The sequence below is a fragment of the Sphingobacterium sp. UBA7249 genome (assembly GCF_002472835.1).
GTDB lineage: Bacteria > Bacteroidota > Bacteroidia > Sphingobacteriales > Sphingobacteriaceae > Sphingobacterium > Sphingobacterium prati.
The window spans coordinates 419,390-431,604 of sequence record NZ_DKST01000001.1 but is presented as its reverse complement, the minus strand read 5'-3'; the positions used below and the strand labels follow the sequence as shown (position 1 = coordinate 431,604).

The following is a 12,215-nucleotide window of genomic DNA, read 5'->3' as shown; positions in this document are numbered from 1 at the left end:
AAAAGATGAAGACTAAATTATTTTTGTTGTTATTGGCCGGAATGGCGTTAACAACATCCTGTAATAAATTTTTAGAAGAAAATCCTCGCTCAAACCTGTCATTAATAAGTTATTATGAGAATGAAGGACAGGCTGAAGCAACTGTAAATGCGCTTTACCGTCGGGGTTCACCATTACGTTATTCTACAACGGGTTCTTATTTGGGATCTACCGCTTCCATTAATACCATTCTGACCGGGTATTTTACGAATAGTTATGAAGGGCAGGAGCGTGTCACCTTGTTTGCCCGTGAATTGACACGGCAGCAAAATGCCAACGTGATATCTCCAACGATGAATACCATCTGGGATGAGGCTTATGAGGCCATCAATATTGCCAATGCTGGTGTAAAATATATCCCGCAAATAAGCATGGTCAATGAGACCAAAAAAAATACCTTATTGGCTGAGGCGAAATTCTTTAGAGCTTACAACTACTTTTATCTCGTCAAGACATTTGGAGCACTCCCCTTGTATACGCTACCAAATGAGAAACTTACTGATCCACTTTATTTGGAGCGTACCGATGCTGCGAAAATCTATGAATTGATTGAGGCGGACTTAAAAAGTGCCGTAGAAATATTGCCAGCCAAAAAATTCGCGGAGAATGGGCATCGCATTACAAAATATGCAGCAGCAATGCTATTAGCTGATGTTTATTTGCAGCAAGGTAAATTTGCTGATGCGGCAACAGCAGCCAAAATTGTGGTGAATTCACCGCATAAGATGACCCAAAATATTGACCTTGAACAGAATAGTGCGTATAACTTGCTGCGTAAAACCGATGACTTGGATGAAGTCATTTATGCGCAAGAATTTGATGACCTTGTTACTAATAGCGGAGCAAGGACTGCCACCGCTTTTAGTTCGTCAGCAGTTTCGGTGTTTACCACTTATTCTATATTTGAGCGAGTTTTTGGCCCGACCAAACAATTTTTGAATGTATATGATAAAAAAGATCTGAGGATCAAACCCAATCAGTTCTACCACTGGTCGTATACTAATCCGATTAATGGTAAAAAATGGACATCAGAGGATGCCGGGATATGGTATTATGTGGATGAGCAAGCTTTGCTGACAACAGGAAGAGGTACAAAAGACTGGAATTTTTATCGTTATCCGGAAGCATTGTTAACTGCCGCTGAAAGTATCGCTAAATCTACAGGCGTAAGTGCAGAAGCAGCGGGTTATCTGGCGCAGGTAAAAGCTCGTGCGAATACAGAGGGAAAATCTGTTGCTGCTTTCACGGCAGAACTACAAGGATTGTCCGCAGATGATTTTGTGAAAGAATGTTGGAAAGAACGTCTACGCGAGCTGCCTTTAGAGTACAAAATGTGGGATGACATTGTACGGACGAAAATGTTCCCGGTGATTTCTACAACGGAAGCAGGCAAAGTGGACTTTGTTCCATTAATTGGAGCGAAGAACGCATCTGGAGCCGTATTTAAAGAATCTGATCTGTTATGGCCAATTTCTCCCGATGAAATTCAGCGTAATAATAAATTGACCCAGAATCCGGGGTATCAATAGGGTATAGTAGACTTAGTTATTATATGGATTCATTGATTAGAAATTCGATTCTTCTCAATGAATCCATTTTTTATTGTATTAGTTTAAAATGTCTGTTATCGTCATTATTACTCCCATAGCAATACGGCAATTGGGGTTAAGTTGTTTATTTTAACAACTTTTTTTGATTTAAACTTAAAAATACCTACCTTAATGTCCGAATCAAACACTTAAACTAAAAACTAAACCAAAGGAGAGAATCATATCGAATTTTCAAAAGCAGATTTTGCTTTTTTTTACCTGTATAGCAAAACCGATTTTGCTAGGCGAAAAGGGCAATTTAATTGCTTTATCACATTCAATAAAGATTGTTAAACACGAGGTTTTACTGATTCCAGCATTTGTTTTAAGTACAAATGCTAGAATCATTGCTTTCAACTCAAAATTTTGGGAGGGAATACTAACTATAACAAATACTTTTTCAAATAAGCTAAATCGTTTTATACACCAATAAATACTATATATGAGCATAATTGATTTTAAAACAGTTGCGCGATTAAAGGGGAAATCTAAATTGTTTTTCTCACTCATTGTCCTTGCCGGTACAACGCAGCATGCCCAAGCTTTTTCTTCTGAAAATAGGTTAACGAGTCGATTTTTAAAAGAATTGAAAGGAGATCAAGAACAAATTAAGGGAAAAGTGCTTGATGCCACTGGGAAGCCAATTTCGGGGGTTAGCATCGCGGTAAAAGGGACGTCAAAAGGCACACAGTCAGATGTGTCAGGTAATTTCACTTTGGAGGCTAAAACTGGAGATGTATTAGTCGTTTCTTCTATTGGTTACAAAGCCAAGGAAATCACTGTTAATGGAACTGCAATTTCTGTCCAGTTGGAAGAAGATCAGAGCCAATTGGATGAAGTCGTTGTTGTTGGTTATGGGACGCAAAAAATGAAGGAAGTAACATCTTCTGTTGCGCACGTAAGCGCAGACCAATTTCGCCAAAGTGGGGCAAGAAACCCCTTGGATCTGATACAAGGTAAGGTCGCAGGTCTTCAGGTTTCCAGAAGTGGATCAAATCCTAATTCGGGAGTAGCCACGCAATTACGGGGTGCAATTTCTGTCACAGGTAGCGCCAGCCCCCTTTTCGTCATTGATGGAATACCTGGAGGTAATCCAGATCTTTTGCAACAAGATGATATTGAATCTGTGGATGTATTGAAAGATGGATCTGGTGCTGCTATCTATGGAACTAGTGCTAACGCAGGGGTTATTTTAATTACAACAAAAAGGGGAAAACCAGGTAAAGCTATATTTAACTATTCCAGTTATTTTAGAAAGGAGTTTGTTTATAACAAGCCTGATTTTTTGACTCCACAGGAGTTTAGGGACAAGATCGCATCTGGTGAGTTAAAGCAAACAGATTTCGGGAATTCTACAAAGTTTTTTGATGATTTGATTAATAAGGATAATTTTTCACAAAATCATAATCTTTCATTGTCAGGAGGTAATGAGTCAACCACTTATCGCGGAAGTGTGAATTTCCGAAATCTGGAAGGTATCGCCAAGGAAAATTCGCGAAAGGAGTATACCGTGCGAACAAGTATCAATCAGAAGGGACTTAATGATCGCTTGAACGTTCTCTTGAATATAGCGACAAATACAAACAATGCAAACTTGTTGGGCGGTGGAGGATGGGAAAGTGAGGCGACCAAAAATCCGACGCTTTCAAACTTTAACGAAGATGGATCTTATCGCTATGATCGGACAAGTACAAATGAATTTGCTCGATTATTTACTGAGACCAGTTATCGGAAACAACAGACATCTTCACTCGATGGAAAAGCGGATTTAAATATAATTGAAGGGTTAAAAGCTAGTGTGTTTGGGTCTGTGCAGCGTAATTCTTATATAGATGGTGCTTATAGGGCTTTAAACAGCGAAGCATCGTTGGAAGACCAAGATTATCCAGGTGGCGGGTATGCTTCCAAATCCAATCTGTTGAATGAAAAGTATGCGTTTGAACCCACACTCCAATATAATACGACAGTCGCAGAGAAACATGGCATAACAGCATTGGCAGGTTACAGTTACCGTTATGAGAAAGATGAGGGGCAAAGTGCAGACAATAGGGGCTTTATAAACGATCGTTTTAATGAGGATAACATGTCGGAAGGGCAAGCGCTACGCGATGGACGTGCCAACCTGGATAGTTATAAAAACGATAATACATTGATCGCTTTTTTTGGTCGGATAAATTATACTTTCTCGGATAAGTATATGGCCCAATTTATTTTAAGACGTGAAGGTTCATCCAAATTCGGTGCGAATAACAAATGGGGAAGCTTTCCTGCGGTGTCAATAGGCTGGAATATCAGCAATGAAGACTTTATGAAGGATGTTGGTTTTATAAATAATTTGAAATTACGTGCAGGTTATGGCGAAACGGGAAATACGGGTTTTGCAAATAATGCCTCTCGATTGACCTTAGGAGGAGGAGGTAAGTATTTGTACCCAGATGAAGTTTATCGGGAAACCTATGGTCCTGATCGTAATCCTAACCCAAATTTAAGGTGGGAGACCAAGAAGGAAACAAATATTGGTGTTGATTTCACGATGTTTAGCAATAAACTATCTGGTTCCGTTGATCTTTTTCAACGAAAAACCGTTGATCTTTTGGATACCTATACTACCCCTCAGCCACCCTATATAAGAAATAATATCTATTCCAATGTAGGCACACTCTCTTCAAAAGGTATTGAATTAGCACTAAGCTATCGCGCTATCGAGCGTGATAATTTTAGGTGGAACATGGATTTTACGGCGAGTACATTGAAAAATGTATTAGAAAGTTATTCAAACGATATATTCAAAGTGAAATATAAAACATTTGGTGAGATCGGTGGAGCTGGCGCATTGGGTGATGCCTTTACAACTTATGAAGGGCACCGTATTGGTGAGTTTTTTGGTAAACGGTTTGCTGGATTTGATGATGAGGGAAAATGGCTATTTTATAATCGAAACGGCGAGGCTGTACGCAATGACGCGATTAATAATTCAAGAGATGATTTAAGTGCTTCTGACCTGGCAGTGTTAGGAAACGCGGTTCCAAAATATTATCTCTCTTGGACCAATAATTTCTCTTATAAAAATTTTGATTTAAGAATCTTTATGCGAGGTAAATTCGATTACGATATATTAAATACGACAGCGCTTTCTTACGGCAACAAAGTATGGTCAGGGAATCTTTTGAGAGACGCATTTACCAAATATAGGGAAATAGACGATACCTATATGTACTCTGATTATTATTTGGAGAGCGGTAGCCACTTAAAAATTGATGAAGTTACGATCGGTTATCGGTTTAAATTGAAGAGCAATACTTGGGTAAATAATGTACGCGCTTATTTGACCGTTCAGAATTTGGCAACTATTACTGGCTATTCGGGAAATGATCCAGATTTTGTATTGGATACGGGCTTAGGTAATGAAATTAATGGACAGCGTTTGGGCATTGACAGTAGAGGTCCCTATCCCAACACCAGATCGCTTTTGTTTGGCGTAAATTTTAGTTTTTAATGAATGATTACTATGAGAAATATTGTTAAAATTTTACTTCTAGTGTGTGTAATAAATGCATCAAGTTGTACAAACCTAGATGAAAACGCTTATGATGTTATTGTCGCAGGCGATTTTTATAAGAATAAGAATGAAGTGATATCTGCAGTATTACGACCATATACGCATGCAAATGCATGGATATCACCCTCAGGGCAGGATGGATGGTGGCGACCTGCAGAGTTGTCTGCGGATCAACTGGCCTGGCCAACCAAGGGACGGCATGGAGAAGACGGCGGGAAATGGAAACGGCTACATTATCATACTTGGACAGTAGATGAGGGAGGATTAAACAATGCATGGGTATTGATGTATTGGGGGGTTGGTTTGTGTAATAGTCCCATTGATATTCTTGAAAAATCTGATGTGGCTGAGATGGGTTTAACAGATGTCGAGAAAACGGAATTCATCGCCGAACTTAAGCTGCTGCGTGCATTACATTATTTAAAATTAATGGATCTATTCGGAAACATCCCGATAACGACTAAAGCCCCTAGTACAGCGGAAGAACCATTACCCAAACCTTCTTCTACGAAAGAGGTTTTTGAATTTATTGAAAAGGAAATCTTGGATAATATTGATTCAGCGCCCAAACTATCTAGAGCGATGTTAGGCCGAGTTTCGCAGGCTACAGGTTATGCGATGTTAGTCGAACTGTATTTAAATGCTGAAAAATGGCATGGGCAACCACGATGGGATGATTGTATCGCGGCGGCTGACAAATTGATATCGGGTGCTGGGGGAGGATTGAACGGTGCTATGGCGTTAGACCCAAATATAACAGACTCTTATGTGCCTACGAATGATATGTCTAAGGAAACCATTTTTTCAATTGCCTACGATTATAAAATAGCAGATTTTGCAACTGGATTTCCTGGTGAGTTTTATCATTTCGTACAAAGCGAGATTTACGGTGGCGGGAGAACTGGAAATAATGGTATCGTCTTGATTCCAGGGGTTTTTGGTCAATACAATGAAAAAGATCTGCGAAAAAAAGAATGGTTTTTAAACGGACCGATGGTTAAGTTTGTGGATGGTAAAATTGTGGAAGGATCAGAAGAATATAAGGGAGAACAGCTGGTTTTTGTCGATTATATTCGAAGGGCCAAAACTGGAGGTACATCCTCTACAATGAGCGACGGTGAAGAAAATAGTGGGATCCGTTTTAATAAATATAAACTCGGTAACTCACTTGTCGGGAATGTTAATGGTGTAAAGATACCAGTGGATGAAAATTATAATAATACGGATTGGAACGTCTATCGTTTGAGCTGGATTTATTTTGCGAAAGCAGAGGCCCTAATGCGGAAAAATGGTGGTATTGCATCTCAAGAAGCTGTTGATCTAATCAATAGTTGCAAAAAACGAGCATTTACGAATACAGATTGGGCTGAAGGGCAATATACAACGGGTACATTAACATTGGATGAACTTTTAGCCGAGCGTGGTCGTGAGTTTATTTTCGAGGGATTCAGAAGGAGGGATTTAATTCGTTTTGGTAAATTCCACACAGCAACTTGGTGGGATCACAAGCCGACAACTGAGACAAAGACAGTATTTCCTATACCTCAACAACAAATATCGATGAACCCTAATTTAAAGCAAAATCCGGGTTATTGATGGGGCACTAGAATGCTAGGTTGAGGCAATTGAATTATAGTGCTGAATTGTCCTTTAAGAAAGCCGCTAGTAGAATTACTAGCGGCTTTCTATGTGTCAAATTTTATGTAACATGTTGGTTAGATATATTAAATAATGTTTACTTAACATAATGAATAGAATAAAGTTTCTATTTTTGAGTTATTAAGTCTTTGAAAGCTCAATAATTATGAAACCATCATGATTTATTCAAACCGAGTGAAACGAGTTCATGAATACAATTAAAAAACAAATTAATTATGAATGAATAATCACAAAAGAGCATGAATAAATCTGATAGCTTCATCACAATTAAAAAACGAATTTATACAGATGAAAATTAGAAATTTATTATTACCATTACTATTGGTAGGTTTATCGACCAGTGCAGTGATGGCACAAAGCAAAAAAATCAAACATGTCGTTTTAGTAGGGTTCGATGGGTTCGGCGCTTATGCCCTCCCTAAGGCTGAAATGCCAAACCTCAAACAAATGATGCAGGAGGGAACCTATAGCACGCATGTGCGTACGGTTTTACCTTCATCTAGTGCGGTAAACTGGGCATCTATGCTTATGGGGGCTGGACCGACTACACATGGTTACACAGAATGGGATAGTAAGACTCCTGAAATTCCTCCAACTGTCAGAACTGAAAATGGGATGTTTCCTTCTTTATTTAATGCGGTGGCACAGAAGAATCCCAAAGCGCAATTTGCTGTCGTGCATAGCTGGCCGGGGATAGGGTATTTAATTGACAATAAAGTGGTCCAAAAGATCATTAATACCAAAGATGATGATGAGGCCGCGTTGAATACAACTGTGGACATTATCAAAAAAGACAAGCCCACCATTACTTTTGTACATTTCGACCAGCCCGATGGTGTCGGTCATAATATAGGTCACGATACCCCCGAGTATTATGCCGAACTAAAGCAGGTTGACCGACGGATCGGAACATTGCAGCAAGCTGTTAAGGATGCGGGTATCGCAGATGAAACTATCTTTGTTGTCGCCGCAGATCATGGGGGTACGGGTAAAGGACATGGTGGCAAATCATTGGCAGAAGTTGAGATTCCTTGGGTAATGACCGGGCCGGGAGTATCAAAAGGAAAAGAGATTAAGGGCACGATCATGATTTATGATATCGCGCCCACATTAACCTGGTTGCTTGGCGCTCCACTTGATGCTGCTTGGCGCGGCCAGGCTATTAAAGCTTTTCAGCAATAATAGAATACGTTCACCGCAATAAAAAATCCCCGGAAGTTTTTTTAACTCCCGGGGATTTTTTATCAGATCTATTGATAATCCTTATATATCTACGACCACATCCATTTTGAAGTCATCATCTTTCAGATGGACAATCTCAGTAGCTTTTTCGTAGTTTGTTGATTTCTTGGAGAAGAAGTCATGTTGTGTCGTTTCTGTATTCAATCCATTCAATACAATTGGATTGACCTGTTTTACTTCAAAGATCGGATCAAAACCTAAGTTCATCAATGCCTTGTTTGCATTATAACGAACATATTCTTTAACCTCAGCAGTCAAACCTACCTCAGTATAGATCTCTTCGGTATATTTCAGTTCGTTTTCATATAGGTTATAAAGTAAAGCCAAGAAACGTGCTTTCACCTGATCTTGATTCTTTAATTTTTTGAATTGATCTTGTGCCATCAATCCTACGAATACACCGTGAATAGATTCGTCAGCGATGATTTTCTTAATGATATCTGCAGAAGCAACCATTTCACCTTGACCACATAACCATAAGGGTAGGAAGAAGCCAGAGTAGAATAAGAAGGATTCCAATAAAACAGAAGCAGCCATAGCCATATAGATCTCCTCATCAGAGGCATCTTCTTTATCGATAGCACGGTAATAACCATCGATCATTTGTGCTTTGTATTGTAGGTATTTATTTTGTTGAACCCACTCGAAGATATCATTGATTTCAGCTGTCGTTGAAACCGTTGTGAAAATTGTGGAATATGATTTTGCGTGAATGGCTTCCATCATACACATATAGGACAATACAGCTTTATTTTGTAAAGTATCTATATGGTCGATAATTTTTGGCATACCCGTATGACTCTGCAAGGTATCTAACAGGGTCAAACCACCTAATGCTTTTTTATAGGCATCTTTCATTTCTGGGCTGATACGTTTCCAACTATCGATATCTTTTGATGGAATGTATTCGGTGTCAATCCAGAATTGACGAATATTTTGCTCCCAGAACATCAATACATAATCATTCTCGGGAGTATTCCAATTGACAGCTTTATATGTTTTACTCATTTTTATTTTAAAGTATTAGGCATTTATTATCATGTATTTGAACTTCTGACCTGTCGATTAAGCCAAAAGTTGCCGATAACTTGGCAACTTTTGACCTATTCACATTATATATCCAAATACTAAAATCTCAAGATTAAGCTGAACAAGAGACACATTCGTCGATGGTCGATTTTCTTGTCCGTGTGTAATAGAGGGATTTTAATCCCAATTTATGCGCATAGATATAATATCTAGACAAATCTCTTGTGGAGTCTTTCGAATTGGTATGCAAAATGGTAGATACACCTTGGTCAATATGACGTTGGATGACCGAAATCAATTTCAATACTTTGAACTGATCCATATCGTAAGCCGATTTGAAATAGAAATAATTATCATTTGTCAAATATGGCATTGGGTAATATGTTGTACTGTCCCCATATTCGCGCACTTCAATAATATCCACAATTGGCATAACCGATGCTGTTGCATTCATGATATAGGAAGTAGATTGATTTGGAGCAATCGCCAAACGGTACGCATGGTATATACCATGTTCTTTGATTTTTGCTTTTAATTCTAACCAATCTTCAACAGTTGGAATGTGTATACCTTCAAACAATTCATTTACCTTAGCTGTTTTTGGAAGGTAATCACGGTTCACGTAATTATTGAAATAAGTGCCATCTGCATAAGCTGATTTCTCAAATCCAACAAATGTTTTTCCACGTTCTTTTGCAATTTCCATGGATGCTTCTAATGAATAGTAGTTCATCATCATGAAGAATGTATTGGCAAAGTCCAATGCTTCATTAGATTCATACATAATAAAGCTTTTTGCCAAGTATCCATGTAGATTCATCGCTCCAAGTCCTACAGAATGCAATTCGCGATTTGCTTTTGCAATAGAGGGAACCATATCGATGTTAGTTACATCTGTGACAACTGTTAAAGCTCGCATAGCTGTCTTAACCGTTTCTTTGATGCGCTTGTTGTCCATCACCGTAGCGATATTCAATGAACCTAGGTTACAGGAAATACCATAACGGATCGTATCTTGCTTGCCATAAATCTCGATATCCGATACCTGTGATACCTGCATAATCTCAGTACATAGATTCGAGAATTTGACCTGACCGATTTCATTCAGAGCATGGACGCGATTGGTGTTTTCTTTGAAGAAGATATAAGGGTAACCAGATTCTTTTTGTGTCTGTGCAATCTTAACCAACAGGTGACGCGCGTTGATTTTTTTCTTTTTGACGTTTGGATTGGTGATTAACTCGTCATACATCTTGTCCATATCCATTTCGTCCAAGAACTGCCCATACTCCTGCACGACTGTATGTGGATAAATCAAATAACAAGGTTCGTCTTTCTCCGCCAATTCCATGAATTTATCTGGGACGATAATACCGATCGAAAGTGATTTGATACGTACTTTTTCGTCCACATTGATTTTTTTACAATCAAGGAACTCCTCAATGTCAGAGTGAAAGATATTCAAATATACCGCTCCAGCACCTGGGCGCTGCCCCAATTGGTTCGCATAGGAGAATGTATCTTCCATGATTTTCATGATCGGAAGTACCCCTCCGGCACGGCCTTCAACACCTTTGATCGCTTCTCCACGTGCACGGATTTTGGAGATATTGAATGAAACTCCACCACCGATGGAAGATAACTTCATTGCAGAATCAACCGCATAACCGATACCGTTTAGATTATCACCGATTTCATCCAAGAAACAAGATACCAATTCGCCAGAACGTTTTTTACCTGCATTCAGGAATGTTGGCGTTGCAGGCTGGTACTCTTGGTTGATCATGATCTCTGCATATTCAATCGCTTTTTTTACACCTTCCTCACGCGCTAGGAATAGGGATACCGCAACAACGCGGTCTTCATAGCGCTCTAAGAATTTTTCACCAGAGTCATCACGAAGTGCATAGCTCTGGAAGAATTTAAAGGCTGCCATAAAGGATTCGAAACGGAATTTTTTAGCATACACATAGTTGAACACTTCTTCCATTTCTTCAAATGTAAACGATTGATAAAAATCAATATAATAATTGTTTTCTATCAAATAGTCTATTTTTTCTTTCAATGTATAAAAGAACACCGTGTTCTTATTTACATATTCCAGGAAATATGCACGAACAGCTTCCTTATCTTTATGTAAGCTGAATTCGTCATCATGCTTAATCATGATTTCATTATTAAGCAATATCCAGTTTTTTGCTACTTCGTTTGCTACCATCGCAAAAGTTCTTTAAGATGTCAATAAATTGGTTTATATCTTCCATTGTTCCGGACAATTCAAATTTGAATGCCAGTGGAATGTCGAAATCCTGTGAAATGCGATCAGCCGCCAAACCGAAATTTGGCCCCCAGTTGCGGTTACCACTTGAGGTAACGGAATAGATATTTTTTGCCTCTCGTTTCATGAATTCTTTTGTGTTTTCGGGCACCTGTCCAAAATTTGTGGTGAATGTGACCAAATGACCTGGGTGATTTACCGCAAGGTCAGCGGTGATTTTATGAATTTGCCAACCGGTGATCTGGGCGACTTTATCCATAAAACGCTGTACGTTACCCGTTCTGGAATCGTAATAAATGTGTATCATATTGTTGTTCTTATTTTAATGATACCTTCAATTTATTAAAGTGCAATGGCAGCCAATTCTTCTGGTTTAAAGCCAATGATACGGTGTTGAATTTCTTCATTTTCCAATACGATCACTGTTGGAACCGTACGGATTTTGAATTTTGCGGCCAAGTCAGGTTCATCAAAAGGATTAACCGTTTCATATTGGATACCTTTTTGATCCAAATAAGCCGATACTTGTGCACAAGGGGCACAATCATTTTTCTCAAATTTGATAATTCTTGCCATGTTTGTATGTTTATTTTTTTTATCCAATCTTCATAGAAAAAGAAAGGTCGTTACTTCGTTGAATTGCCAATTCTTTCATTAGCTTAACAAATATCACATATTTTCTTGCGAAGCGGTAGTTTGACTTTTCCACATTTTGGGCAAAAGTTTGTCACAGGATGCGTTTGTCGCTAGTTGTCTTTATTAATTAATTGATAATCTATACTTTATAAATGTGGATAACTTTAAATTATGAAATTTTATC

General features: G+C 38.6%; 8 protein-coding genes. 4 read left to right on the top strand and 4 right to left on the bottom strand.

The features are described from left to right. The first annotated feature begins 5 nt into the window (after window positions 1-5). From B4A24_RS01440 to B4A24_RS01425, 4 genes are all read left to right on the top strand, one after another. Complete coding sequence (locus tag B4A24_RS01440) at window positions 6-1,568, top strand: RagB/SusD family nutrient uptake outer membrane protein (RefSeq protein ID WP_293941732.1); 1,563 nt, start codon at window positions 6-8, stop codon at window positions 1,566-1,568. A 502-nt stretch (window positions 1,569-2,070) separates the two neighbouring features. After that, window positions 2,071-5,124, top strand: coding sequence for a SusC/RagA family TonB-linked outer membrane protein (locus B4A24_RS01435; protein WP_293941729.1), 3,054 nt, complete (start codon window positions 2,071-2,073; stop codon window positions 5,122-5,124). A gap of 42 nt (window positions 5,125-5,166) precedes the next feature. Then, entirely contained in the window at window positions 5,167-6,783 is a 1,617-nt protein-coding gene (locus B4A24_RS01430; RefSeq protein WP_293941726.1) for a RagB/SusD family nutrient uptake outer membrane protein, read from the top strand. A gap of 351 nt (window positions 6,784-7,134) precedes the next feature. After that, on the top strand, window positions 7,135-8,028 hold the full coding sequence (locus tag B4A24_RS01425) for an alkaline phosphatase (RefSeq protein ID WP_293941723.1): 894 nt from the start codon (window positions 7,135-7,137) through the stop codon (window positions 8,026-8,028). A gap of 81 nt (window positions 8,029-8,109) precedes the next feature. Here B4A24_RS01425 and nrdF read toward each other — a convergent pair whose 3' ends face one another. From nrdF to B4A24_RS01405, 4 genes are all read right to left on the bottom strand, one after another. Continuing rightward, on the bottom strand, window positions 8,110-9,096 hold the full coding sequence (gene nrdF, locus B4A24_RS01420) for a class 1b ribonucleoside-diphosphate reductase subunit beta (RefSeq protein ID WP_104383770.1): 987 nt from the start codon (window positions 9,094-9,096) through the stop codon (window positions 8,110-8,112). 133 nt (window positions 9,097-9,229) lie between these two features. Further along, window positions 9,230-11,335, bottom strand: a complete 2,106-nt coding sequence (gene nrdE, locus B4A24_RS01415; protein ID WP_293941719.1) for a class 1b ribonucleoside-diphosphate reductase subunit alpha — start codon at window positions 11,333-11,335, stop codon at window positions 9,230-9,232. After that, window positions 11,295-11,702, bottom strand: coding sequence for a class Ib ribonucleoside-diphosphate reductase assembly flavoprotein NrdI (gene nrdI, locus B4A24_RS01410; protein WP_293941716.1), 408 nt, complete (start codon window positions 11,700-11,702; stop codon window positions 11,295-11,297). Before nrdI ends, nrdE begins: the two co-directional genes overlap by 41 nt. 35 nt (window positions 11,703-11,737) lie before the next feature. Then, complete coding sequence (locus B4A24_RS01405) at window positions 11,738-11,971, bottom strand: thioredoxin family protein (protein WP_172396205.1); 234 nt, start codon at window positions 11,969-11,971, stop codon at window positions 11,738-11,740. Between the last annotated feature and the right edge of the window lie 244 nt (window positions 11,972-12,215).

Excerpts from the sequence above, each read along its gene's own strand:
- B4A24_RS01440 (WP_293941732.1), top strand. The coding sequence starts at position 6 with ATGAAGACTAAATTATTTTTGTTGTTATTGGCCGGAATGGCGTTAACA.
- B4A24_RS01435 (WP_293941729.1), top strand. The coding sequence starts at position 2,071 with ATGAGCATAATTGATTTTAAAACAGTTGCGCGATTAAAGGGGAAATCT.
- B4A24_RS01425 (WP_293941723.1), top strand. The coding sequence starts at position 7,135 with ATGAAAATTAGAAATTTATTATTACCATTACTATTGGTAGGTTTATCG.
- nrdF (WP_104383770.1), bottom strand. The coding sequence starts at position 9,096 with ATGAGTAAAACATATAAAGCTGTCAATTGGAATACTCCCGAGAATGAT.
- nrdE (WP_293941719.1), bottom strand. The coding sequence starts at position 11,335 with ATGGTAGCAAACGAAGTAGCAAAAAACTGGATATTGCTTAATAATGAA.
- nrdI (WP_293941716.1), bottom strand. The coding sequence starts at position 11,702 with ATGATACACATTTATTACGATTCCAGAACGGGTAACGTACAGCGTTTT.
- B4A24_RS01405 (WP_172396205.1), bottom strand. The coding sequence starts at position 11,971 with ATGGCAAGAATTATCAAATTTGAGAAAAATGATTGTGCCCCTTGTGCA.